The sequence below is a fragment of the Wolbachia endosymbiont (group A) of Scambus nigricans genome (genome assembly GCF_947251485.1).
GTDB lineage: Bacteria > Pseudomonadota > Alphaproteobacteria > Rickettsiales > Anaplasmataceae > Wolbachia > Wolbachia pipientis.
Genome location: NZ_OX366356.1, coordinates 589381 through 615255, shown reverse-complemented (window position 1 = coordinate 615255; position 25875 = coordinate 589381). Strand labels below are relative to the sequence as shown.

Below are 25875 nucleotides of genomic sequence, written 5' to 3'. Positions count from 1 at the left end.
AAAATATAAGTTTTTGCGATAAACGACATAGTGATGTATTTGTTGTTCAGCATGTCAGTGGAATATTTTCTGGTATAGCCTTTCTTATAATAGTCCGAATGCGATAAGATATGTGTTTATGGCTATAGCAGGCCAGTAGCATATTACGGTCTGTTCGGATTATTGTAAAAAGAGCTATATCTGTTCAGATGCATGGCTAATGCTGAAACAAAAATTCCAGTGCTCCTTTTTTTGTCATCCCAGTCTGGGATCCAGATTGGGCACTAAGTTGGCAAACACGAAAGCGCTTTACAACGTTTTTGATGGAACTGTGCAAAAGGACTGGATACCAGTATCAGCTACTTGCATGACACCCATTTGTTCCTATAGTTGCTTTTCTCGTCTACCTTATTTTGCCACTCATCTGAACAGATACCCATTTTGGAGGGATACCAATAATAGTTGTGAGCGGTACAAGTTTAGTCCATATACCTTCCAAGCATAACACGCTCACGAAACTTTAATGCGATAGCTTGGTTTCTACTGAAAGACAGCATTATGCCAAGTGCGATGCTCGAAGATAAAAGAGAAGAACCACCATAGCTAAGTAACGGCAGGGTTATGCCGGTGGTAGGAAAAACACTCAATGTTACCCCTATGTTTATTATGAATTGTGTGATGAATTGCATTGAGATACCGAGAATCACCAACAGATTAAATAATTCATTTTCCCTATATGCAATGTAAAGCAAGCGGGCGGAAATGATGCCAAATAACATCAATGTGGCTAAGCACGTAATCAAACCAAATTCTTCTGCTAAAACAGAAAACACAAAATCTGTATGACAATCAGGAAGAGAGGCTTTTACGCTACCTTCACCAGGTCCAACTCCAGTTAATTGACCTCTTTTGAATGCTTCTAATGATTTTGTGACTTGAAAGTTATCGCGCTGCGTAAAAAAGACAAAATTGTAAATCCTTTGCTTTATATGTGGGAGGCATAAGTAAGCTATTGTAGTTCCAGTTGTGGCCATTCCTATTATGCATAAAAAGTATAAAAATGGTATACATGCAATAAACATTTGACCGATAAAAGAATATGTTAAAAGCATAGACATACTGAAATCAGGTTGCAAAAGTAACAACACAAAAACTAACAGAAATATTATGATTGATATGTGTATTTTAAACTTCATTTCGCTGGCCAAGATACTAGCTATAACAACAGAAAAAAATGGCCTTACGAACTCAGATGGTTGAACAGAAATTTTGACAATATGTAACCATCGTTTCGCACCTTTTACCTCTATACCAAGTATTATCGCAATTGCTACTAGAATAGTAAATAAAATGAAACCTGCGAACGAGAGGTTAAGTATAGTTCTTGTGTTGAGAAAAGAAAATGTTACCAAGGTAATTAGTGAAAGGACTATATAAATTGTGTGACGCCGTATAAAATAATCTTGTGGTAAAGAAAGACGCTGCGCAATTACAGGGCTTGCTGAATAAACAAGAATGAAGCTTATAGTGAGCAAAAAAACCACTGGAAGGATGAGATAATAATCCAGCGTTCTATACCAAAGTTTAATATTCATTTTGTTCCAATGTGTAATGCCACTATTCCATAGCTCATATTATGAAACTCAACATTCTTAAAGCCTACCTCTTCAATTTCCATTTTAAAATCAGCCTGAGTTGGAAATTCTCTGATGCTCTTCACTAAATATTCATAAGAACTCTTGTCTTTAGCAACTATGCTGCCAATTTTAGGAATTACTTTAAATGAATATAAGTCATAAAGTTTGGTAAATATCTCATTTTGATAGTGCATAGGGGCAAATTCTAAGCAGATAAATTTCCCATGTGGTTTTAATACCCTGTGCGCCTCATTTAAAGCCTTCTTGCGGTCAGAAACATTTCGAATGCCAAAAGCTATTGTGCAATAATCAAATTCGGAGTCTTCAAATGGTAAACTTTCTGCACTTGCACATACCCAATCAAAATTAATTTGGTTTGAATTTATAGCTTTATCACGTCCTCTGCTTAGCATGTTTTGATTTATATCGCATACTGTAACCTTAGCACTTGGCTCTTTTCTTACTATTCTTATTGCTATATCTCCAGTTCCTCCAGCAACATCTAAAACCTTAGAGTTTTTTGTAAAATGCACACTATTTACCATCCTATCTTTCCATAATCTATGCATTCCGAGGCTCATTATATCATTCATGGTGTCGTAGCGACTTGCCACGGAATCGAATACCTCTTTAACTAATTGCGATTTCTTCTTGATTTTTATAGTAGACATTACGTAAAGTCGCTCAACTCCTTTATAATTAGTAAAAATTAATTTGAATTAACGCAAATGTCAACGACAAGCCTTGAGCCTGTTAAAATCTTCTTCAGCGTGGTATGATGACCGAGTTAGTGGGCTTGATGCAACCACTAGGAACCCTTTGGAGTAAGCGATATATTTATAATGCTCAAATTCCTCTGGGGTAACATACCTATCAAGCTTTGCATGTTTTGGAGTTGGTTGTAGATATTGACCAATTGTAATAAAATCAACCTCAGCACTGCGCAAATCGTCCATAACCTGCAGTATTTCCTCTTTTGTTTCTCCAAGACCAACCATAAGCCCTGACTTTGTGAAAACTTTAGGATTAATCTGCTTTACCATCTTCAGTAAATATAGTGAATGAAAATAGCGAGCTCGTGGTCTTATTTTTGCATACAATCTCGGCACTGTTTCAATATTGTGGTTATAGACATCAGGTGATGCAACAGCGATTGCTTCAAATGCTCCTTTCTTATTTAAAAAATCAGGAGTTAAAATCTCTATTGTTGTTTCTGAAGTTATCTTTCTAATTTCTTCTATGCACTGTATAAACTGATTTGCGCCACCATCTGGTAAATCATCACGATCAACAGAAGTAATGACAACATGTTTTAAGTTTAACTTTTTTATCGCTTTTGCTAAATTTTCTGGCTCATGAGGGTCTAGTTTATCAGGAATGCCAGTTGCAACGTTGCAAAATGCACAAGCACGAGTGCAAACAGAACCAAGAATCATCACAGTAGCATGACGTTTATTCCAACATTCGCCAATATTTGGACATGCAGCCTCTTCGCACACTGTATGCAAGTTATGCAGTTTAACGATGTTTAAGGTTTCATTGAATACTTCACCGGTCGGAGCTTTTGCTCTGAGCCATTGAGGTTTGCTATGCATCTGAAACTGCTAACTCTACCTCTTGCTTTACTAAAACTTTTTTCAACCTTCTTTTTATCTTCTGCGCTTTCTCACTTAGTTTAATCGTTCTTGTGTTGAGCAAAAAAGCATCTAAATCACCTTTGTAATCTATAGTTCTCAAAGTTCTTGTTGCCACACGAAATCTAAACTTTTTATTCAATATATCACTTGTCAACGTAACTTTATGTAAGTTTAAAAGAAAGGTACGCTTTGTTTTACGATTCGAATGTGATACCTTATTACCAAAAGATTTCTTTCTATTTGTTAATTCACAAACTCTACTCACTTCAATATACCAAATTATTCTATGTACTTAGATTACCTTATATGGTCAAATAGTCAATACTCTCTTGCTTAATTTTTATACCATATACTGCTTTATAGCCAAAAAATATCGTAATTTTTTCTATTATAAGAGAAATCATATGCTGAATTTCCAATGCTTTGCTGCCATTTGTTACTACCAGATGCAACACACCCGAATTTATATTCTGTGCATATGAGATCTTTTTCGGTTTTGTACACTCTGCTATTTCTTTCCCTACTATATTTCGCCAGTTTAAAATAAGACGTATTTCATTTTTGCTAATTTTATTTTTCATGCATTTTAATGCATAGTTTTCAATTATAGACTTTAATTTTTTTGGACCGCTACGTTTGAGCATTTTTCTGTTTTTTTAGTAGGTAGATAATATAAAAGTATACATATAACTTGAGATTTTGTCATTACTGCTACATGTTTGTGAGATACCGTGACGGTATGACCATAATCGTCACTCCGCAACGCATATTGCATAGTCGTCATTCCGCCGCGGAATCTAGCCCTGGTCACGCTACTTAGATGACAACCTTCTAACTGCTTTACAAACCTCTAGCCTCACACCGTAAAAGCAGTATTTTTATGTAAAACTTATCTCAACGTAGCACTTGCCAAGATCGTTCCATTTACCAAATTTTGTGCTGTCATCTTTGCCTCATAATTAACCTTATAGCTGTTTTAATTGTAATTAGTTAAATTATTATTAACTTGCCAGGCTAGATCCAAAAAATAGCATAATCAATATGCAAATTGTAATAGAAATCACGTTTGCGTATGGTTTATTGCTATGCGGTTAATCTTTCCTCAATCCAAGCTGCTTGAATAGCTTCGAGTATTTTTTCGTTACAGCGTTTTTCATCATCATCAAATTCCTCTAAACTCAAGACCTTTTTTTTAAGCTCAGTGAATCTGATACTAATTATATTCTCATTTGGAAATTTTTCCTCCAGAGCTTCCACAATATCTTCTATATCAAGCCATTTCATACCTTTTTGTATTTATCTGCTAAGTTAAATTGGTGCCCATGGGGAGACTTGAACTCCCAAGGTCGCAAAACCCACGGATTTTAAGTCCGCTGCGTCTACCGATTCCGCCACACGGGCTTTTTTTATCTATCTAGAGTAAAACTCTACTACTAAATTGACTTCCATGTCTGCTGAATAAGGAACCTCAGAATATTGAGGCGACCTCAAATATTTCACTGAATGCTCTTTACTATCTGCTTCTAAATAATCCGGAGCCTTGCGCTCCTGTTTTTGTTCAGCCTCTACTACTACAGGGATTTTTGCTGCCCTTTCTCTTATTTTTATTATATCACCTGGCTTCACTCGATAACTCGATATGTTAACCACCTTATCATTAACTGTAACGTGCTTGTGAGATATGAGCTGCTTTGCTGAGTAAATTGTTGGAACAAGACCAGAGTGGTATAAAACAGAACTTAATCTCGATTCTAAGATACCGATAAAATTATCAGCCGTATAACCCTTTCTGTTATAAGCATCTAAAAATGTACGTCTGAGCTGCTTACTTGAAATCGCATAGTAAAACTTAAATTTCTTATGCGCAGCAAACTGCTTACCAAAGTCGGATAACTTCTTGAATCCAAGAATACCATGTTGACCTGGAGGGTATTTCCTTTTGTTTACTGGGTCTTTAGCTCTACCCCATAAATTTACACCAAGTCTACGGCTAATACTATACTTTCTAGTGATAACAGTTGTCATATAAAAACTCTCACGATTTAACTTTAGATTATTAAGGATTTTAGCACTCAGTGTCAACTTGTTTTTGCTGATATAATCTTTTATACTTCATTTTTAAGTTTTTCTATTAACACATGAATCATTCACATTTAAAATCTATGGCAAACGCCATCCGTTTTTTATCAATTGATGCAGTACAAAAAGCAAACTCTGGACACCCAGGTATGCCACTTGGCATGGCAGATGTTGCAACTGTTTTGTTTGCTAAATATCTGAATCATAATCCTGATGATTCTAAATGGTTCAATAGAGATCGCTTTGTTTTATCAAACGGTCATGGGTCAATGTTACTATACTCAATATTATATTTGACAGGTTATATTAGCATAGATGAGCTAAAAAACTTCAGACAAATGGGATCCCAGACCCCAGGTCATCCAGAGTTCGGCTTGACTTCCGGGGTAGAGGCAACAACAGGCCCGCTCGGTCAGGGGTTTGCCGCTGCTGTTGGAATGGCACTTGCTGAATCAATCCTTAAAAAGCAATTCAGAATCAATCACTACACTTACGTGATGCTAGGGGATGGCTGTCTTATGGAAGGAATAAGCCATGAAGCAGCATCACTTGCTGGGCATCTTAAATTGAATAAGCTTATAGCTCTTTTTGATGATAATGATATTTCTATAGATGGCGCTACTTGCCTTTCCTGTTCTGACGATGTAGAGAAACGCTTCTTAGCGTATGGATGGAATGTTGACAAAATTGATGGCCATGATTTTGATGCCATATCCCTTGCAATAGAGCAAGCAAAAAAGTCTGATAAACCTACAATGATCTGCTGCAAAACTATTATCGGAAAATTTTCAAGCCGTGCTGGCACATCCTCTGCTCACAGTGGTGCTTTTTCGGAGGAAGACATAAAACAGATGAGAGAGAAATTAAACTGGAATTATGAACCATTCCATGTACCAGAAGATGTGAAAAATGCCTGGAAGAAAACTGTTGAGAGAGCAAAACAAAACTACACGATGTCATTCCAGCGCGTGACCAGGAAAGAAGAAAAAGAATGGATCCCAGTGTCAAGCACTGGGATGACAAGAGAGAGTACTGGGATGACAGGGTATCATGCAGAACTTCAAAGACGGTTAGATAAACATCTACCAGATAATATCGCTGGTGTTTTAGCTGACCTGAAGAAACAAATATGTGAGCTAATGCCAAACGAAGCTACTCGATCTTCTTTCGGCAGAGTAATGGAACTTTTAACTGAGTCTATGCCGGAATTAATCGGCGGTTCTGCTGATCTTACTGGGTCAAATTGCACTAAATATAAGCACATGCAGGTAATAAATAGCAATAATTATAGTGGCTCTTATGTCCACTATGGAGTGAGAGAGCACGCTATGGCAGCATGTATGAATGGTATGGCACTTCACGGCGCGATTCTTCCTTATGGCGGCACTTTTTTGGTATTTTCCGACTATTGTCGTCCTGCTATACGTCTTTCAGCTCTGATGAAGCAGCAGGTTATGTATGTCATGACTCACGACTCAATTGGAGTGGGAGAAGATGGCCCAACTCATCAGCCAATAGAGCATTTAGCTTCTTTGCGTGCTATACCAAATCTATATGTTTTTAGGCCAGCCGATGCAGTTGAAACTCTGGAGTGTGTTAGCATTGCACTCGAAAAGAAAGAATCTCCAGCACTGTTTGCGCTCTCAAGGCAAAACGTAAGTTACATGCATTCTGATATCGATCAATCTGCTAATCTATCGAAGTTTGGTGCATATATTTTGTGTGAATGTTCAAAAGAATTAAAAGTGACAATATTTGCTACGGGGTCCGAGGTTGAAATTGCAGTTGAAGCAAGGGAGAAATTGCAGGAAAAAGGCATAGGTACAAGGGTTGTTTCTATGCCATGCTGGAGGCTTTTTGATGAGCAAAGTGATGAATATAAAGCGGCGATATTAAATAATGACAGCATCAAAGTTGCAATTGAAGCTGGAAGTGAAATGGGTTGGCATAAATACATAGGTTCAAACGGTATATTTATTGGCATGAAAAGCTTTGGAGAATCAGCACCTTATAAAACACTTTATGAGCATTTCAATATCAGTGCCGATCATGTGGTAAAATGTGTGTGTGAGAAACTGGTTTACATTCAGTAGACTTCTTGCATAACCATATGAAAGCCCACTCTTCTTTGTCATTCCAGCGCGTGACGTTATCCAAGATGATGTCATTCCAGTGCTTGACACTGGAATCCAGCTTTTGATCGAAAATGTTGTATAGTATGCTTGTTTACAATCAATTTTTCTGGATCCCAGTGGGCTTTGTTGCATCGCTAGCTATGATGGATTAAAGATAAAAAAGATGGAGAATATCAGTAGCTTATTATTCTGGTATTTATAACAAGAACGGTCAGTGAATACCTAAATTTGAGTAAAAGAAATTTCACTACCACTCACTAATCCGGCTAAAATTCAAGAATTTCAATGCTTTAGCTATTTTCAATAGAATTAAATTTATTAATGTAAATAATAAATTACTATTCTTAAATTTGATCAGATTGATTGCAAAAAAAAACAAGATTTTCAATAGGTTATAGCCTTTCTTATAATAGTCCGAATGCGATAAGATATGTGTTTATGGCTATAGCAGGCCAGTAGCATATTACGGTCTGTTCGGATTATTGTAAAAAGAGCTATACCTTTTATAACAGCAGAAAACCAATCATTATTTATACTTTGTAAATCACTCATCCCATACCTCCTGTAAAACTATATTGTTATGATAAAGTCGTTAATAATCTATGAGCTCTCACCCCCTGTAAAATTATATTATCATGATAAAGTCATTAATAATCCATGAGCTCTGGATCACGCAAATAATGGTTATTCCTTGTGTTTTTCAGTACATTTGAGCTGGCTGTACATAAGAATTGCAATTGTAGAGCATGCTATTGTTAATAGTAAATTTGGTAAAATACCATAGCGAAAAAATTTTCCTACTATATATATTCCAATAGCCCCAAACATCATATTGCAGAATGAGAGAACTGCACTACCAAGCCCTATACCTTTGATCGTTTCTAAAGCAGAAGTTACGTTATTGCTTATTATTAATGCAAGTCCGATATTGGCTGGAATCCAGGCGACTTGAAGAATTAATATATTCAACTTGTCCGCGAAATAAAAATATACCAATAAACTATCGGATATTATCGGTAACACCAAACCTATTATTAGCATTTTGCTAACCCCTACTTTTGGTACATACCTTCTATTAATTAAAGTTCCAATTATGTAAAATATGACTATGATCGATATGAGGTAGCCAAAATACTGTACTTCAATGCCCATCGATTCAAATATGAACGGGTAGTTAGCAATGTATGCCCAAAGCCACATGAAAGTTAATCCATGAATGGCTGAAAACCCAAGGAAACGATAATTTCTAAATATTGATATATATTGCTTGAAGATATTAGTAGTTATACTGGTTTCATTTTTATTTACAGTGAGTGTTTCTTGTAACTTAAAGTATATAAAAATAAGTATAGCAATTGCTGCAAGTGATATAATAAAAAACAAAAATTTCCAACTATACCCATGTGAAATTATATAACTGCCCACCACTGGAGCTATTCCAGGTGAGAGTGCCACAACCATATTTAATTTTGAAATTACTCTCGAGTATTCACTACCCGAGTACATATCCCTTATTGCTGCATACCCAACAACACCTGCAACACCAGCCCCTGTTCCTTGTATGAAGCGAATTAGTATCAAGAGTGCAATACTGTCGGCTATATAACACATGACACTTGCCAAAGTAAAAATTGTCATACCAATCAGCATCATTGGACGCCTACCATAATGGTCCGATAATGGACCATAAATTAAGCCAGATACCGCAAATCCAACTAGATTCAAGCTAATTGTAAGCTGCACTACACTGCCTTCTACTTTAAAATAATTGGCAATGCTTGGTAGTGCAACTGAGTATAGGTCAGTTGCCATATCGACAATTGCTACAGACAATATCATAATAAGAGAGATGATATTTTGCGAAAGAGCTGTTTTCACTTAATGATTTACTGGATTAAATATACTTAATTATAATGTATTTTTTTCATTAGTATAAGTACAATGTTACATAGTAAACGATGTCATTCGAGTAGCGGACACTGAAATCTTAAGCTAAAATCATGAAAAGCCTGAATTTCAATACCTTATCTTTGATTATTCACTTTAAGCTTTAAGTCTTCAACAGAAGATGCATTTGCCTCACTTACTACCTTTAGTGGTTCACCAAGGCTATGTTCCACTTTTGTCTCAAATTTAAAGCCCAATTTTTCGCAAATCTTCTGAAAATATTCAACAATAACATCAAACAAATTCTTACCACTTACTTTGTAGTTTTTTAGCTCTTTAGGAATGGTAAGAAGTACTTTACCATCTTCATATGTTACATTTTTATCTTCACATTTCAGTTTAAACTCCGCTGAACTGCAAAAACCTGGTGTTTCGATATATGTACAATCATCATAGTTAAGCATTTTTGTATATTTCATGCTAAAACTAAGCTTTATACAATTGGGTTCACGACAATCCATAATATACTCTCTTGTCATACAGTTGCCTTGCGTTGACAAATGAAAAGATCCAAGAGCTTGATTCATATCATTAGGAAGAAAATGAGTATATCCGCCCTGATAATAGTTATTTATTAACTCCTCAATAATAGAGTTATTGGGAATTGTTGCACCAACGTGTTTAAACATTTCTGTAAAAATTTGTCTGAGAAATGGACGATAATTCCCTTTTCCGTTTTCATCCCGTAGAATTAGATTTTTATGGTTTGAATACAGATTGTTAATAAATTCGTTAGTTATTTTTTGTCCGTTAATAGCAAGGCCGTGTGTTCTATTAAGATCCTTACATGTTCCCTCACCAGAAATTACTTCGTCCCAAGTGTTAGCTTTGAAATCAGCATATTTGAGCTTCTTCACTTCAGCTTTCAACTCATTGACCATTTCCTTTGACATGTTATATCTCTACCATTAATACCTGTATATTAATTCTAGCACTTACTTTATTAAATTTCAATTACTAAATGAATTTATCACTTTCACTTCCGTATTTTCCAGCGAGTCACCGTAAGTCACTGCTTTTAGGTAAAACTTTTTTCCCCTTTGCACTTCGAAAGATATTATTGAATCATCAAGTAGAACAAATTTTTCACCTGTGGCATGATCATATTCTTTAGTATCTTCTTGTCCTCTGATTAGGTTGCTAAGCTTATATTTATTTTTATCTATTAGTTCAGCACTATGGAATTTCACTATCTCTTTTCCGATTAATGCTGAATTTGAGTCCGCAATTGAAGTTATGTTTCCAAAACGTAACACTACTATAAGCCCCTCGTCGGTAGATTCCATTACATATCCGTAAGTAGACTGCTTGTTTGTGCTTGCAATAGGCTTATAATCCTTATCGTTGTACGAAATAAAGAGTGTTGCTCCCTTCCAATTCTTTTCCTCACTAACTAAAGTAAAGCTTGCACTATTACCTTTAACATCCGGTAAATCTATCATTTCTACGATGGTTTTGCTAATGTGAGAGGGAGGGTATTCCTTCAGCATAAGTGACCTTGTTGAAGGAAAAGAAAGCTTATATATGGAGCTGTCATAACCAACACCACTTACTTGAATGGACATGCTTTCAAATTTCGTTTTTATAATTCTCACCGTATGCTTTTTCTCACCGTCTAAAATCGTCATTACATCACTTGGCGCAAGCCACGCATATCTTATCGGCAGCTTGAAATTGTATATATTTCTCTCTTGCCACGAAGAATAAAGTAAAACCTCAGCTATATTTTGCGCCTCTCCCTCCTCCATAATGAGCGGTATTTCAACTGTTATAGCAGCGCCTTGCTTTGGCAACTCAGCATATTTAACATCAATTGGATAGCCAAAATTGCGATTAAAATAAACGACGTTAACTTTATTGTTTAAATCTAATTGACTGATATTAGCAAGTTTTGAATTGTTACTGAAAACCGTTTCACCAATTGGCATTACAGTTGTAACTCCCCTGCCCTTTTGGACAAATTTCAGTTTAGAGTCCTGTTCAACCACATCAAAAAAATAGCAACTTTGCAGCATTTTATAGCCTTTCTTATAATAGTCCGAATGCGATAAGATATGTGTTTATGGATATAGCAGGCCAGTAGCATATTACGGTCTGTTCGGATTATTGTAAAAAGAGCTATAGATCCGATAAACATCGGAAATATTAAGCTGTGAAAGCTTTCCCTGAATCCAATGTCCTGTCTGCCAATTATGGCAGTCAGTCCACATATCACATAAATTGGGAAAGTAAGGAAATGGCCTTGCATCCCACGCCCAGAGAAACATTTTTTCTACCATTTGCGAGCTTTGCCACTTTTTTAACGTTCCTTCAATTGCAATTTTTTGCGAAAGAAAGCTCACCTCTCCGTTTGAATATCGTGGATATTTGCTCTCTATGCTGCCTTTGTCAACAAACACATTTGGTTCATTAGTGCAGCCGTTCATACTGGGAAATCCATATTCAGTAAACCATATTTTTTCATTTTTGGTTGCCATTTTGTTTTGCTACCACCTGGATTTATGTGAGTTTCACTCCACCATTTCTCTATATTTTTCCACGCATACCTGCTGTCGTTATACTTTACTTTTTCAGGCTCACTTTTTGAGTAATCATAGAAATAATCATACCCCACTCCACTGCTCCAACCACCCATTACATCTTCCGCAGAATAGCCAAAAGGAGGCTCTGGACCATCAGTCAGTGGAAAATAAGCATCTATGCCAATAACGTCGACGTACTCTGAAGACCAAAGCTCATCCATATTATACCAACCATCATATGAATGGTATTCGCTCCAATCCGCAGCGTAAGTTACCGTTACTTCTTTTCCAAGCTGAAGTTTTATTCGCTTTGCAAGCTTAACTAGCTCTATAACGGCAGGGTAATTACCTTGTTCATCTCTCATTTTGGTAAGCCGCACAAGTTCAGAACCGATGATAAACCCTTCCACTTTAGTTTGTTTGGCAATGCTTGCACAATGCTCTATAAATTTGTTGTACTGATTCTTAAAAAAATCACTTATATCTTCAGGAGCCCCACTCAATCTTCCTCGCCACTCTTTGTTCTTTGTATCAAGTAAGGGCATTGGATAGAGCATCACCTTGTAGCCTCTGCTGTGTAGCTCTTCTATATATCTTATTAGCGCTGAATCACTAACTGTGCCAACATATCTTGGGTTTCCACTCGCATCTTTTGAAATTAGCTGAGCATTATCTCTGGTTACACCACCTACTTGCCAATCATCAGGTAATATTGCGGAATCATCTTGAAATTCAACTGCAGGGTATATTTTACAATCTTTAATGTTCAGATTATTCACAAACCAATTGACTACCACCGACACCAACTCAACATTTGGCAAATCTTCTTTTAATTGATCCAAAGAAAGCATTGCATCGCTCTTTTTAGTGTGGTTGTTGTGATTTACCCTTTGCGCCAGCCCATATGGGATATATTGGTTGCTGCTTATTTTCTCTTGCGCGATTTTCTTCTGTATTTTTGTATCATATACAAACTCACCTGAACCTGGTATGATATTGATATTCCGAATATTTTTTGCTACTGAAAATTCATTTGACTTTACTGCAGTTTGCACTTCAAACGTAAATACCGGAACATGATTATTATAGTCTGCTAAAGGAAAATTCTTGATGACTATGTAAGATATTCCCCTATAAGCCGGCACATTCCCCTCTCCTTCAATTGATGACATAAATGGATCAGGATTTTGGTCTTCTCTGCCGCTGTAAAAAGTATAATCTATTTCATCAAAGCTAAGTGATGTTGTATCTGCCCAGATTCTGTTTAATTTTTCTACTTTCCCCTTGCAGATCGCAATTGCAAGCGTTGCATAGTAATTATATGTAACGTTCATACCTCTTCCAATTTTACTTTTGGTGGTTATCGCCTCTTCTTTTATTGGCTGTGCCCAAATAATATTCCCTGCAACACGAGCAGTGCCATAGATAATTGGGATCGTTCTGCCGTAGATTGAGGTTTGAACTTGCAGATTTTTTAGCCTTGCCCCATGCGTTACTTTTTGCTCGGCTTCAAGGCCGAACATTGCCCCATCTAGCTGTGCACCAAGAAGAGCACCAAGTTCTGAGCCGATAATCCGGCCAATTGGCCCAAAAATGCTGCCTGCTTGACCAAAAATTGATGATAAAATTATTGTAGACATAGTAATCCTCCTTTTGATAGATTTTTTTGAAATTGTTGAGAGAAGATCCAAGTGTCACGCTACTTGGATGACACCTATAACCTTGTCATCCCAGTGCTCCGACACTGGGATCTAGGAATTTTAATTGTAAGCAAGCACACTGAGTTGATAAGTATAAAAATGGCTGAAAAATAAACATTTTTGATGAGGTCACATAGAAAGCTGGATCCAAGTAGTCAAGGCACTGGGATGACAGATACTATGACAAGAAATTCAACAACTTACGATGAATAATTGAAGTTTTTAATTAAGAAAAGCACATGGTGTAGCTATAGTTATTGTAAGCAACAATGAAAAAGTGCGGAAGTGAAAAATTTATGTTGACTTTACAATATCAATTCTTAGTACAATTTAGTATTATCAAAATGGTGGTAAAAATGAAATTTGAAATGTCGGAAGAGAATAGTAAAAGAGTCTTGTCTGGTACAAAATGGATTACTAATGTTGGTCAAAACTATCTTGCATCACTGAATAATAGCACTAAACCAACTAGTTCTGGAAAAAAATTAATCAATGCTTTTTTACTTGTTCCAATCATCGTGCCTACTGCTATAACAGCATTATCTCTTAGCTTAACTATGCTTTTTTTGAATGCTGTTAATGTTCAAAAAGATGATTCTAAATTATCTAAAGTAATAAAGTTTATAGTTAGCTCTCTAATCTATATAGCTGCTACCGTGGTTTTAATTCCGTGCATTGTATTAAATCTAATAATTTCACTGATACCTGGTCTTATTTTTTATTACATTAATAAAGACATGTTTAGTCAAAAAGACATAGAAAACAGTCAAGGTCAACCAGTAAATAAAAGTGAAGAATACAATAAGCGTGTTGAAGAAGAAGCTAGCATGTTAGGAACTGACCAACATCAAAACAATGAAGAGCACGAGCAAAATGAACTAGGGAGTAATAGTCAAAGTAATTCAGAACAACACCATTCAGCACATAATCAAGCGTTAGTAAGTAATGGTCAACTACATAATCAACCGACTGTAGAAGTAATATCTCGAGAAGTGGGTAATACGCGATTTGTAGACCAGACTGTTATAGTAAAGAATATAAATAATGATGGTATACGAGATGGTGGAATGATGATGCGAACAGTTGGAAATGATCGTAACTTCACTGCTTGTGGTGTTGTTACCGGAAATGCTACTAATAAACAAGAAGGTTTCGCTACTGCTATGGGGTTTTCATGTAACATTGTTGAAAATGGAATAGATTTCCAACTTGGCTCCAGTATGTACACTGGAACTGACAAAAAGCAAGCAATTAAACATCTTAAGCAAAGTGAATCAGCGCGAACTTTGCTATCTGGTGATAGTGGAATATTGTCTATAGAGCAGCTTGGTAGCTCACAACGAAAGTAGTAATCACTTCACCAGTGGCAAAGTGATACCATGCTGATTCATATATTTTCCTTTCATATCATCATATGATTTCTCGCATTCACTTTCGCCGCTTAAAAATACGAATTGGCATGCGCCTTCATTAGCGTAAATTTTCGCAGGAAGCGGAGTGGTGTTTGAGAATTCGAGTGTGACATGACCTTCCCATCCAGGTTCTAAGGGAGTAACGTTTACTATAATTCCACATCTTGCGTAAGTTGATTTACCAACACAAATGACCAGTACATTCCTTGGTATACGAAAATATTCCACTGTGCTTGCAAGTACGAAACTATTTGGTGGAATTATACATACATCTGTTTCTTTATCTATAAAACTATTCTCAGAGAAATTTTTAGGGTCCACGATAGCTGAATTAACATTAGTAAAAATTTTAAATTTATTATCCACTCTTGCATCGTAACCATAAGATGATAGTCCGAAAGATATAACACCTTTGCTGCTTTTGTGGTTCACAAAAGGTTCTATCATTCCAAAATTTTCAGCTTTTTCTCTTATCCATTTATCTGGCATAACTGCCATAATTGCCCCTTAAAGTTGTGTAATAGTTACAATAATATAAGATAAAATTTAAATGTAAACTGTAGCTTTCGTCATGCAATTAAAGCTTTTCAGTTTGATGTTTTGTTACAATAATTAGATTTATGTTCTTAACTAAAAATAATGCTTAGAAACTTTCTCCTGATTTTTGTATTCGTATTATTCACGCCGCTGTCAAATGCTGATGCCAGGAAATACATCAGAATTGTTGGATCTTCAACTGTTTTTCCTTTTATCTCGTTTATAGCCGAGGAGTTCAATCGTGTATTCCCTTTTAAGACTCCAGTTGTGGAATCAATAGGAAGTGGATCAGGGTTCAAAATGTTTTGCTCAGGAATAGGGGAAGACACGCCAGACATCACCACTTCATCTCGCCCTATGAAGGAAGTAGAAAGAGAACTATGTAAAAGAAATAAAATTAATGAAGTGATAGAGATCATCATTGGCTATGATGGAATTGTCATTGCAAATTCAAATCAAAGCCATAGATTTGATTTCACAAAGAAGGACTTATTTGAAACTTTATCTGCATATTCTCAAGAAAATGATAAATTAGTAAAAAATAATAAGAAGTTTTGGTCTGATGTAAATCAAGCCTTACCAAAAACAGAAATTGAAATTTATGGTCCACATCAAAATACAGGCACATACGAAACTTTGGTTAATTCTATTATGCTTGATCAATATTCATGCATGAACTCGAGAATTTTCAAAGAGAATTATAAAGATCAGGAAGAAAGAAAGCAAGCATGTGGTAATATAAGGGATGACGGAAGGTATATAGAAGTTGGAATTAATGAAAATATAATAATACAAAAATTGAAAAGCAACAAAAACGCCTTAGGGATATTTAGTTTCAGCTTTTTAATGAGGAATCAAGATAAAATACAAGGGAGCACAATTGCAGGAATTGAGCCAACTTACGAAAATATATCATCGGGAAAATATATATTAGCAAGACCTCTATACCTTTACATAAAGAGGGAACACTTGAATACTGTTGATGGATTAAGAGAATTCGTAAAAGAAATTATAGATTCGATCGGCATTGAAGATGGATATCTATCTAGGCTTGGTCTGATCCCACTTTCAAGTGAAGATATAAAGAAAGCTTCAGTAAAAGTTTATGATATAACGTGACGGCAACGTTTCTTTTATATTCTTTGTTCTAGCGTAGTCAGACCCAGCGCGGCGAGCTGGGATGACAATGGATTACTGATTAAGCAGTTCTGCGTTGTTGCAACACCCAGAAACAACCGGGTTCAAACTTTTCGTATTTGGACTTTCTGATTTCTCACAAACTCCTCCAATATAAGCTAGTACAGCCAATGCTGAAACTTCTAAAACTAATGCAACTACAGGATATGCCAGCACATAGGCTGCAATAGCACCAACTACGCATAGTCCAACAACGCCTAGAGCAATTTTCCCTTTGTGTTCACTCCAGAAGGTTGTTTCGTTCTTTTCTGGGGTTTTGTTGCCAGTAGTTGGTGTAGTAGTGTTAGTTACTATAGGAGCATTGGAATAAAGATCCTTTAAAATGGTACCTTTGTCACTAGTCAAAGTCCCCTCGTGGCTCAAAACTGCTTGTATATCATTATGTTTATTATTGTCGAGTACGTTCTGGACTTCTTGAAAATTGCCATTCCAGACTGCCTGTCTTAATGAATCTAGAATTTCTTCTTGTGCATTAGTTAATTCAACCATATCTTACCTCTAATAAAAATTTAATTATCACACATATTTACAAGTATAGCTCTTTTTACAATAATCCGAACAGACCGTAATATGCTACTGGCCTGCTATAGCCATAAACACATATCTTATCGCATTCGGACTATTATAAGAAAGGCTATAAATCAAGTATACTGTTAATAACTGTTAATAAAGGCCAACAAAGTGCTTGACGTTAGAGTAGCTTTTATGGCTTTGTATAGCGAGGAAGTAATTCTATGAAAAATCATCAACGTTTACAAAATTTGCGTTCAATTGTATTTATTGTGGGAATATTCCTATTGCTGTTTAGCTTAGCAATGCTTATTCCTGCTATTACTAATAAATGTCTCAGCTACAAATGGAAAAATTTCCTCGCTGGATTCATAATTACCTGCACATCTGGCGCAATTTTTATTTTACTCGGTAAATTAAGTAGATTGCATGGAATGCCAGCAATTTTTGCGATTACTAGTTGCACCTGGATTGCCTTGTCTCTGTTTGCAGCTATTCCTTTCTATTTTGATAATCTGAGCTATGTTGATGCATTGTTTGAAACGATATCTGGCATCACAACCACAGGAGCAACTATATTTAATGATATTGAAAAACAATCTCCAGGAATACTGCTATGGAGAGCAATGCTACATGGCATGGGGGGTTTTGGTGTAATCACTTTAGGAATTGCAGTTTTTCCTATGTTTAAGGTTCTCAGCCTAAATAATTTACTTTATTCTGAATATTCAGATGCTACCAAAAGGAAGTTGCCGAACACACGAAGCGTAGTAATTCATGTTACGGCAATATATTATGGCTTAATTTTGTTATGTATATTTTCCTATTATCTAGCTGGTATGCCACTATTTGATGCAATATGTCACGGAATGTCTGCTGTATCAACTGGTGGATTTGCTAACTATAATGATTCTATAGGGCACTATAATAATCCCATACTAGAAGCCATAACGATCGTTTTTATGATTTTGGGTTCTCTGCCTTTTCTTAGCTATTTAAAAATCATAAGACGGTTAGACATTTGCTATGATGAACAGGTCTCTTACTTTGTTAAGATAGCTACTATCTCATCTTTATTTGCTTGTTTTTGGTTGTATAAAAATGTTGATTTAGGAGTGTCATTATCATTTAGATGCAGCACATTTACCATCACTTCCTTGATTACGTCAACTGGTTATGCAATCTGTAATCATATAGATTGGAGTTTCATTTCAGTCTTAGCTTTTTTTCTAACCTTTGTTGGTGGATGTAGTGGTTCTTCAAGTGGTGGAATCAAAATCTTTCGTTTGATCATTTTTCTAAGGTCTATAGAAAATCACTTTCGCCTTTTATTAAACCCAGGCGCAGGTAATAAAGTAAAATTCAATGGAAAAACCCTGGAGAATGATGAAGTTCACTCCGTCTTTATATTTTTTGCGATTTTCATGTTAACGTTTACCATTTCATCAATAGTGATGTCTTACTTAAGCAATGCGGACTTTATAACTAGCGTCAGCTCAGTCTCTGCAACGCTTACAAACTCTGGTCCAGGGTTCAGCAACTTAATAGGCCCTTCAGGTAACTATTCTTCTTTCAGTAATGAAGTAAAATTATTTCTATCGTTTTTAATGCTGCTTGGCAGACTTGAAATATTGCCAATCTATTTTTGTATAGGCAATTTATTCTTATTTATAGACTTTCTTATAATAGTCCGAATGCGATAAGATATGTGTTTATGGCTATAGCAGGCCAGTAGCATATTACGGTCTGTTCGGATTATTGTAAAAAGAGCTATAATAGAAAGAAATAGTTGGTGAAGTTGTGAAATTTGATATTATAGCTAAACTGACTTACGACAATTTGAAAAACCGTCATTCCGCTACTCGTTAGCGGAATCTATACCGCGAATAAATCCACAGATGTACGAACATTGTGATTTGGGCACACCAGGAAGAATGTCATCCAAGTAGCCCCTTTCTCGTCATCCCGCTACTTGTTAGCGGGATCTATGCTAAGAGATACCGCGAATGAATCGCGGCATGACGGTTCGCGGCGGTATAGCTATAGATAGTATTAGCTATTTAATAAAAAGATCGTAGCTAAACCAAGAAATATAAAAGCTGAGAGAATATCAGTTGTTGCCGATGTTAGGATTGAAGAAGAAACGGCAGGGTCAGACTTTAAACGGTGAAGCATTATAGGAATGAAAGTTCCGATGAACGTTGCAATAATTGACATCATAATCATGGAGACCACAAAAATCATCTCCACTTTGAAGTTGTGAAACCTTATTGCTAACACTACTAATGAAATAGTAGATAAGATCACCCCGTTTATAAGACCTATTAAAAATTCTTTCATCAGTATTCTTTTTGCATTTTGCTCAGTTAGATATTTTGTTGCGATTGCCCGGATGGTTAGCGTTACTGTTTGGGATCCTGCATTTCCGCTCATTGATGCAATTATCGGCATGATTATTGGCAGCACTATAAAACTTTTTATTACATCATCAAAAAAGCCAACTACTATGGAACACATTGTTGCAGCTAAGAGGTTAAACAGTAACCAAGGTAGCCTTTTAATTATAGTTTTATGTATAGGGGCATTTATATCGGCTTTAGAAGATACACCGCTTATTTTGAGTACATCCTCTTCTGTTTCTTGTTGAACAACTTTTATCACATCTTCAATTAAGATCACACCAATAATTTTACCATTCTTATTTACTACCGGAGCCGATAATAGAGAGTAATCTTTAAATATTCTTGCTACTTCCTCTTGGTCTATTCCAGTTTTAATGATTTTTATGTCATGATCCATTATCTCTTTTATTATTGTGTCTCCTGAGTGAGATATTACCTTATTTAAATTAACACTGCCTATAGGCTCTAATTTTGAGTTGATAATGAATATCTGGTGAAATTTTTCTGGTATTTTTTTATAGTTGCACACAAATTCTGTCAGTTGATTTATTGTCCAATAATATGGAGCTATAACCATATCTTTATGTATTAACCTTCCTGCACTTTCTTCTGGATATGATAGCAACTCCTCTACCGATTTCTGAGTTTTGCTGGGCAAATAGTAAAGTATATTTTCTACAGACTTTCTATCTAAATCTTTCACTATGGTTACTATATCTTCTACATCAAGGAGCATTAGTAACTTTGCTGTATTTTCTATTCCCAATGTTTCTATGATCTCTATTTGTAAATCTGGCACTACATGCACTAGGGCATCACTTAACAAATGTTGATCGAGGATATTAACTAATTTCTCCCTGTGATCACTGATCGAAGTAGATAAAAAATAAGCTAACTGAACACTGTCTATCGTTTTTACAATATTACGAACATTCTCTAGCTCCTCGTTATCAAGTGACTCTATTAAGTCATCAATAGCCTTTTTGTCTAAACCATAATGGGAACTTATTTCAATATTCATTACTTTACCTTGTTTTTTAATAAATATACGCGCTTGATTTCCTTAAACATTAAAGTATAATGAAATTATTTAAATTAACTATCATATGGTTAAATTTCTATTTTGTTTATTGTTATTGTTATTGATAGTAAATATATTAAAATCTAAAGTATAATGAAAACTTATCCAGAAATTCTTGAACACTTTCAAAGCTTAAATAAAAGTATTTCTCTTATCAGGAGGTGTCTTTGACATAGAAAAATTAAAGTTGCGCCTTGAAGAGCTTGACTCCCAAGCGTCGAATGATGACCTATGGCAAGATAACCAAAAAGCACAAGAAGTTTTAAAAGAACGTTCTAAAATTAAGAATGACGTAGAGTCGTTTTTAAAGCTGGAAAGCGATTACAACAATGCCATCAGCTTAATGAAGTCTGCTATTGATGAAAATGATGAAGAATTTTTCTCTGAAGTTGAAAATGAATTAGCTAAGCTAGAGAAATTAATCAAGTATAAAGAAACAGAGTCCTTATTTACTGGTGAAGCAGATAATAATAACTGCTTTTTAGAAATCCACTCAGGAGCTGGCGGAACCGAGAGCAATGATTGGGCTGAAATGCTGATGCGCATGTATATAAGGTGGGCAGAAATTTATCACAACTTTAAAGTTGAAGTTGTAGAAAAATTAGAAGGAGAGTCAGTTGGTATAAAGTCTGCAATGATAAAAATCGTTGGAGAAAAAGCTTATGGGTGGGCAAAAAGTGAAAGTGGAATTCACAGGCTGGTTAGAATATCGCCGTTTGATGCAAATGGTAAACGTCATACCAGTTTTGCAAGTGTAGGAGTAACTCCAGTGATAGAAGATTCAATTGATATTGCTGTGGATGAAAAGGATCTAAAGATCGACACCTATCGTGCTTCCGGAGCAGGCGGTCAGCATGTGAACAAGACTGAAAGTGCAGTACGCATTACGCATATTCCAACTGGTGTTGTAGTTCAATGCCAAAATGGTCGTTCTCAACATAGAAATAAAGATGAGGCGTTAAAATTACTTAAAGGACGTTTATACCAAATTGAACTGGAAAAAAAAGAACAGAAAATGGCTGAAGAGTATGGTAAAAAATGCGATATAGGCTGGGGCAATCAGATCAGATCGTACGTTATGCATCCATATCAAATGGTGAAGGATTTAAGAACTGGACATGAAGTGGGCAATATAAATTCTGTTTTTGATGGTAATATAGATTGTTTCATAGTTAGTGTGCTCACTAAGCAAAATTAGGTAGGGTTGACTTTCTTGCCATAATATATGATAATTAAAATATTGTTAAAGTAGGAGTAAAGTTATGGCGATTAAATATGATCAGTGGAAAAGTGACCTTACCCGGAGAAAGTGGAGAGAAAGTGTGGAATGTTTTTTACAAAAAGAATGATGCATCAAATTGTTCTGGAATGCAATAGTTATAGCTCTTTTTACAATAATCCGAACAGACCGTAATATGCTACTGGCCTGCTATAGCCATAAACACATATCTTATCGCATTCGGACTATTATAAGAAAGGCTATAATAGTGACGTTGTTTGTTATAAAAAATTTCTATGTATTCAAATATTGCAGTTCTAGTGTGTTGAGCAGAGTGTTGTGAAGTATCAATAAGTATTTCTCTTTTCAATTAGCTAAAGAAGCTTTCTGCAACAGAATTGTCGTAACAACAGCCTTTATTACTCATCTATATTCTTTACAGCTAAGAGATATTGATACCCTTGCGCAGTATATAGCTCTTTTTACAATAATCCGAACAGACCGTAATATGCTACTGGCCTGCTATAGCCATAAACACATATCTTATCGCATTCGGACTATTATAAGAAAGGCTATAATAGTGACGTTGTTTGTTATAAAAAATTTCTATGTATTCAAATATTGCAGTTCTAGTGTGTTGAGCAGAGTGTTGTGAAGTATCAATAAGTATTTCTCTTTTCAATTAGCTAAAGAAGCTTTCTGCAACAGAATTGTCGTAACAACAGCCTTTATTACTCATCTATATTCTTTACAGCTAAGAGATATTGATACCCTTGCGCAGTATATAGCTCTTTTTACAATAATCCGAACAGACCGTAATATGCTACTGGCCTGCTATAGCCATAAACACATATCTTATCGCATTCGGACTATTATAAGAAAGGCTAATATTATGAACCTTGGTCACTGTGCAGCAGTAGATTTTTAACAGGTTTACGCCTATTAATGGCCATTAATAAAGAGTTCATAACCAATTGTTTATTTATTGCACTACTCATTAACTACCATACGTGAGAATTATTGCTGCCAAATATAGCCATCCCTCCTTGGTTTTGATGTAAGTAATCCCATACTTTATTTGGTTGATCAACAATAAAGTTTTGGTCTAATATATTGGGAGCTACAGCTCTATTATCTGTTTGTTGTTTTTTAATTTTAAACTTTCTTCTCAGTATAGCCCTGATGTCATTTTTCTGCATAATACTTTGCACCGTTTTCAAATTGCAACTTTTACCCAAAGCCTTCAATTCAGCATGAATTTTAGGAGCTCCATATCTACATTTAGAAACTTGATATATTTTTTGAATAGCTTCGAGTAGCTCTTTATTTGCTGATTCTCTACTGCTTATTTTTCTTGTGGTCCACTTATAGTAGCCACTAGCAGAAAATCCTACATAATTCCTGTACTTTATAGCAGTTACTATATAAAAAAATATTTTACTCTTTTTGACTGGCCAGGGCTTTTTTTTAAATGTCTCTTTCCCTTGTTACTCTTGCTTTGTAAATCAAACCTCTCTTTGTCGTAAGGAGCCATGTTACCTCTACCTGGAAATGCATCTGCTGCCGACTTTTTTTCGTTGTGTTTCTTTATCCATTTTCCTAATAAACCACCCTTTATTCCTAAATCTCTTGCTATTTTTGTAATTGTTTGACCTGCCTTTCTTTGTTCATTTGCCAGTTTAACAGCTTCCAATTTGAATTCTGCTGTATATTCTCTTACCATTTCTAATCCTCCAAAATTTTATTTTACCCGAAAAAACTCTTTTCTTTCTCTCCACTTTTTCTGGATAAGGTCAGAAATTTAATGATCCAGGATATACTCCTTTGTTAAGGGAGATTGAGCATTTTCGAATATTTCTTGAGTGCTTCCAGACTCAACAATTCTGCCATTATGAAAGAAAATTACACTATCAGATAACTTTTTAGCTTGCTTCATTGAATGAGTCACCATAATTATAGTAAATCTTAATTTCAGCTCTTGTATAAGATTTTCGATTGCATTGGTTGCCATTGGATCAAGAGCAGAGCACGGTTCATCCATTAATAAAATAGTTGGCTTCACTGCAATTGCGCGAGCGATGCATAGCCTCTGTTGTTGGCCACCGGATAAATTGAGTGCGCTATCTTGCAATCTGTCCTTCAATTCTTCCCATAAACCAACCTTGGTTAAACTATTTTCCACCATCTCATTCAATTTTTGCTTATCCTTCGCCATACCATGCAATTTTGGCCCATAAGCAACATTATCATATATTGATTTTGGAAAAGGATTTGGCTTTTGAAATACCATACCAACTTTTGCTCTAAGTAGTACAACATCCATATCGCGTGAATATATATCACCCAGCCCATCGATATCTAATTCACCAACAGTTTTGCAACCTGTTACATAGTCATTCATACGATTAAAACAACGCAAAAATGTTGATTTACCGCACCCGGATGGTCCGATAAAAGTAGTAACTTTTCTTTTATAAATATTCAAATTTATATCGAATAAAACTTGCTTAGAGCCGTACCAGAGATTTAAATCTTTAACAGAGGCACGTGTATTGCTCATATCACATCCTGCATTGAATAGAGCCCCGGAATTTCTCTTTTATTTTCGTATAGCCATACTGCTGCTTGAACAGCTCCTCTAGCAAATGTTGTGCGATCAATTGCTTTGTGGTTTAGTTCTATCCGTTCATCAGAATTAACAAACATCACGCTGTGATCTCCTATTACTCCACCTCCACGAGATACTGCAAAACCTATTCCCCCCTTTTTCCTTATGTTTGAACCACTATGTAAATATTGATTGGACTGAAAATCCACTTTTGAAGCGTTAGCAATTGTTTTGCCAAGTTCTATAGCTGTTCCAGATGGTGAATCCTTTTTTAAGTTATGATGCATTTCCCAAATCTCAACGTCATATTCATTACCTAAAAGCTCAGCAGCTTTTTTTACCAATTTCAGCAACACATTAACCCCAACACTCATATTTGCTGACCATAATATTGGAACTTCAGCAGCATATTCTTTCAAATCGACACCTTCTATTCCAGTTGTGCCACTAACCAGCGGTGTTTTAAATTTTACAGCTGCTTTAAGGCAGTCTAACATACATTCTTTAGTTGTAAAATCTATTACAACGTCAGATGACTCAAATATGCCACTAATAGAACTTGTAACTTTAATTCCTAGATTGGCTATAATTGGTCCAATATCTGAATCTATGTACTTACTGCCTGAAAGGGCAACAGCACCTGCTATTTCCACTTTGGTATTTGTAATTAATTCATTGAGTATTTTTTTGCCCATTCTGCCTAAGCAGCCTATTACTCCAACTCTGATTTTCATAAAGCTTTTTACGTTTATTAAGAATGTTAGGCCTTTTTTTAAGCTCTGTCACTTCTGATCTATATTCTATAGCTGTACGAACACTGCAATTTCAGATCCCAGTGCCTTGACCACAACTATTGCAATATGGTACATAGTGAACGATGTCATTCCAGTCTGGAATCTAGCCTTTCTGCAATCTCATCGAAAACGTTGTAACCACTTTCTATGCTAATTTGCTTGCTTACAAGCAAACTTTTCTGGATCCCAGTGTCTGGGCACTGGGATGACAAGAATAGGGCACTGGGATCTAGTGGGCTCAAACTACAATGTTTGTACAGCTGTGATCTATATTCTATAGCTGAATAATTTAACAATTCAAAATGAATACATATCCTATTGAGCTCTATATTATAGCTCTTTTTACAATAATCCGAACAGACCGTAATATGCTACTGGCCTGCTATAGCCATAAACACATATCTTATCGCATTCGGACTATTATAAGAAAGGCTATACATACCAGGTTGCTTTGCCTTTTCCATGCTGAGTGATGTGAT

Annotated in this window: 24 protein-coding genes, 1 tRNA gene and 4 pseudogenes; 6 read left to right on the top strand and 23 right to left on the bottom strand. The window is 35.7% G+C overall.

Annotated features, from left to right (window positions below):
* Positions 1 to 458 precede the first annotated feature (458 nt).
* From OPR46_RS03560 to rpsD, 8 genes are all read right to left on the bottom strand, one after another.
* Entirely contained in the window at positions 459 to 1574 is a 1116-nt protein-coding gene (locus OPR46_RS03560; RefSeq protein WP_265042757.1) for an FtsW/RodA/SpoVE family cell cycle protein, read from the bottom strand.
* Entirely contained in the window at positions 1571 to 2287 is a 717-nt protein-coding gene (gene ubiE, locus OPR46_RS03555) for a bifunctional demethylmenaquinone methyltransferase/2-methoxy-6-polyprenyl-1,4-benzoquinol methylase UbiE (protein WP_264724116.1), read from the bottom strand. The genes OPR46_RS03560 and ubiE overlap by 4 nt, the downstream gene beginning before the upstream one ends.
* Before the next feature lie 60 nt (positions 2288 to 2347).
* Positions 2348 to 3211, bottom strand: a complete 864-nt coding sequence (lipA, locus tag OPR46_RS03550; RefSeq protein ID WP_010082514.1) for a lipoyl synthase — start codon at positions 3209 to 3211, stop codon at positions 2348 to 2350.
* Positions 3204 to 3518 carry a 50S ribosomal protein L28 gene (gene rpmB / locus OPR46_RS03545; protein ID WP_006279619.1) on the bottom strand — a complete coding sequence of 105 codons (315 nt, stop codon included), beginning with the start codon at positions 3516 to 3518 and terminating at the stop codon, positions 3204 to 3206. The genes lipA and rpmB overlap by 8 nt, the downstream gene beginning before the upstream one ends.
* Before the next feature lie 37 nt (positions 3519 to 3555).
* Positions 3556 to 3897, bottom strand: a complete 342-nt coding sequence (locus tag OPR46_RS03540) for a DUF721 domain-containing protein (protein ID WP_010082513.1) — start codon at positions 3895 to 3897, stop codon at positions 3556 to 3558.
* 439 nt (positions 3898 to 4336) lie between these two features.
* The gene (gene iscX, locus OPR46_RS03535) at positions 4337 to 4537 is read right to left on the bottom strand and encodes a Fe-S cluster assembly protein IscX (protein WP_007552114.1); all 201 of its coding nucleotides are present in this window, start codon (positions 4535 to 4537) and stop codon (positions 4337 to 4339) included.
* A 30-nt stretch (positions 4538 to 4567) separates the two neighbouring features.
* Positions 4568 to 4654: transfer RNA gene (locus tag OPR46_RS03530), tRNA-Leu, on the bottom strand.
* A 9-nt stretch (positions 4655 to 4663) separates the two neighbouring features.
* On the bottom strand, positions 4664 to 5278 hold the full coding sequence (rpsD, locus tag OPR46_RS03525) for a 30S ribosomal protein S4 (protein WP_265042756.1): 615 nt from the start codon (positions 5276 to 5278) through the stop codon (positions 4664 to 4666).
* Positions 5279 to 5391: 113 nt separating this feature from the next.
* Here rpsD and tkt point away from each other — a divergent pair, with 113 nt between their 5' ends.
* Positions 5392 to 7425, top strand: a complete 2034-nt coding sequence (gene tkt, locus OPR46_RS03520; RefSeq protein ID WP_265042755.1) for a transketolase — start codon at positions 5392 to 5394, stop codon at positions 7423 to 7425.
* Positions 7426 to 7851: 426 nt separating this feature from the next.
* Here the strand turns inward: tkt and OPR46_RS03515 are convergent, their stop codons facing one another.
* From OPR46_RS03515 to OPR46_RS06715, 6 genes and pseudogenes are all read right to left on the bottom strand, one after another.
* Positions 7852 to 8019 carry a hypothetical protein gene (locus OPR46_RS03515; RefSeq protein WP_265042752.1) on the bottom strand — a complete coding sequence of 56 codons (168 nt, stop codon included), beginning with the start codon at positions 8017 to 8019 and terminating at the stop codon, positions 7852 to 7854.
* 132 nt (positions 8020 to 8151) lie between these two features.
* Positions 8152 to 9345, bottom strand: coding sequence for a multidrug effflux MFS transporter (locus tag OPR46_RS03510; RefSeq protein WP_458694300.1), 1194 nt, complete (start codon positions 9343 to 9345; stop codon positions 8152 to 8154).
* 146 nt (positions 9346 to 9491) lie between these two features.
* Positions 9492 to 10307 (bottom strand): hypothetical protein, encoded by an 816-nt coding sequence (locus tag OPR46_RS03505; protein ID WP_265042750.1) that lies wholly within the window; start codon positions 10305 to 10307, stop codon positions 9492 to 9494.
* 57 nt (positions 10308 to 10364) lie between these two features.
* Positions 10365 to 11429 carry a phage tail protein gene (locus tag OPR46_RS03500; RefSeq protein WP_265042748.1) on the bottom strand — a complete coding sequence of 355 codons (1065 nt, stop codon included), beginning with the start codon at positions 11427 to 11429 and terminating at the stop codon, positions 10365 to 10367.
* Positions 11378 to 11551 carry a hypothetical protein gene (locus OPR46_RS03495; protein ID WP_265042747.1) on the bottom strand — a complete coding sequence of 58 codons (174 nt, stop codon included), beginning with the start codon at positions 11549 to 11551 and terminating at the stop codon, positions 11378 to 11380. The genes OPR46_RS03500 and OPR46_RS03495 overlap by 52 nt, the downstream gene beginning before the upstream one ends.
* A pseudogene (locus tag OPR46_RS06715) lies at positions 11502 to 12787 on the bottom strand (baseplate megatron protein TIM-barrel domain-containing protein). The gene OPR46_RS03495 and the pseudogene OPR46_RS06715 overlap by 50 nt, the downstream one beginning before the upstream one ends.
* Before the next feature lie 1205 nt (positions 12788 to 13992).
* On the opposite strand from OPR46_RS06715, the gene OPR46_RS03485 reads away from it, so the two are divergent.
* Positions 13993 to 14985, top strand: a complete 993-nt coding sequence (locus OPR46_RS03485; protein ID WP_265042744.1) for a hypothetical protein — start codon at positions 13993 to 13995, stop codon at positions 14983 to 14985.
* Between the two features lie 3 nt (positions 14986 to 14988).
* Here the strand turns inward: OPR46_RS03485 and dcd are convergent, their stop codons facing one another.
* Complete coding sequence (dcd, locus tag OPR46_RS03480) at positions 14989 to 15546, bottom strand: dCTP deaminase (RefSeq protein ID WP_006280485.1); 558 nt, start codon at positions 15544 to 15546, stop codon at positions 14989 to 14991.
* Positions 15547 to 15687: 141 nt separating this feature from the next.
* Between dcd and OPR46_RS03475 the strand changes: the two genes are divergently transcribed.
* Entirely contained in the window at positions 15688 to 16704 is a 1017-nt protein-coding gene (locus tag OPR46_RS03475; RefSeq protein WP_265042741.1) for a substrate-binding domain-containing protein, read from the top strand.
* 72 nt (positions 16705 to 16776) lie between these two features.
* Here the strand turns inward: OPR46_RS03475 and OPR46_RS03470 are convergent, their stop codons facing one another.
* Entirely contained in the window at positions 16777 to 17271 is a 495-nt protein-coding gene (locus OPR46_RS03470; protein ID WP_265042740.1) for a hypothetical protein, read from the bottom strand.
* A 245-nt stretch (positions 17272 to 17516) separates the two neighbouring features.
* Here OPR46_RS03470 and OPR46_RS03465 point away from each other — a divergent pair, with 245 nt between their 5' ends.
* The gene (locus OPR46_RS03465; protein ID WP_265042739.1) at positions 17517 to 18995 is read left to right on the top strand and encodes a TrkH family potassium uptake protein; all 1479 of its coding nucleotides are present in this window, start codon (positions 17517 to 17519) and stop codon (positions 18993 to 18995) included.
* Between the two features lie 349 nt (positions 18996 to 19344).
* Here the strand turns inward: OPR46_RS03465 and mgtE are convergent, their stop codons facing one another.
* Positions 19345 to 20715 (bottom strand): magnesium transporter, encoded by a 1371-nt coding sequence (gene mgtE / locus OPR46_RS03460; RefSeq protein WP_006280192.1) that lies wholly within the window; start codon positions 20713 to 20715, stop codon positions 19345 to 19347.
* Positions 20716 to 20868: 153 nt separating this feature from the next.
* Between mgtE and prfB the strand changes: the two genes are divergently transcribed.
* Positions 20869 to 21973 (top strand): peptide chain release factor 2 gene (prfB, locus tag OPR46_RS03455; protein WP_264954064.1). Its coding sequence is split into 2 segments (ribosomal slippage): positions 20869 to 20943 and positions 20945 to 21973, totalling 1104 coding nucleotides; the frame shifts between segments, so codons are not numbered across the junction.
* A 220-nt stretch (positions 21974 to 22193) separates the two neighbouring features.
* Here prfB and OPR46_RS06995 read toward each other — a convergent pair.
* From OPR46_RS06995 to OPR46_RS03420, 6 genes and pseudogenes are all read right to left on the bottom strand, one after another.
* Positions 22194 to 22467: pseudogene (locus OPR46_RS06995) on the bottom strand (IS3 family transposase); the annotation flags it as partial.
* Positions 22468 to 22505: 38 nt separating this feature from the next.
* Positions 22506 to 22784: pseudogene (locus OPR46_RS06990) on the bottom strand (IS3 family transposase); the annotation flags it as partial.
* A gap of 103 nt (positions 22785 to 22887) precedes the next feature.
* A pseudogene (locus tag OPR46_RS06985) lies at positions 22888 to 23717 on the bottom strand (IS3 family transposase); the annotation flags it as partial.
* A gap of 78 nt (positions 23718 to 23795) precedes the next feature.
* Positions 23796 to 24554 carry a phosphate ABC transporter ATP-binding protein PstB gene (gene pstB, locus OPR46_RS03430; RefSeq protein ID WP_265042735.1) on the bottom strand — a complete coding sequence of 253 codons (759 nt, stop codon included), beginning with the start codon at positions 24552 to 24554 and terminating at the stop codon, positions 23796 to 23798.
* Complete coding sequence (gene dapB / locus OPR46_RS03425; protein ID WP_265042733.1) at positions 24551 to 25336, bottom strand: 4-hydroxy-tetrahydrodipicolinate reductase; 786 nt, start codon at positions 25334 to 25336, stop codon at positions 24551 to 24553. Before dapB ends, pstB begins: the two co-directional genes overlap by 4 nt.
* A 146-nt stretch (positions 25337 to 25482) precedes the next feature.
* The gene (locus tag OPR46_RS03420) at positions 25483 to 25638 is read right to left on the bottom strand and encodes a hypothetical protein (protein ID WP_265042731.1); all 156 of its coding nucleotides are present in this window, start codon (positions 25636 to 25638) and stop codon (positions 25483 to 25485) included.
* A gap of 60 nt (positions 25639 to 25698) precedes the next feature.
* Here OPR46_RS03420 and OPR46_RS03415 point away from each other — a divergent pair, with 60 nt between their 5' ends.
* Complete coding sequence (locus tag OPR46_RS03415; RefSeq protein WP_265042730.1) at positions 25699 to 25869, top strand: hypothetical protein; 171 nt, start codon at positions 25699 to 25701, stop codon at positions 25867 to 25869.
* Positions 25870 to 25875 lie beyond the last annotated feature (6 nt).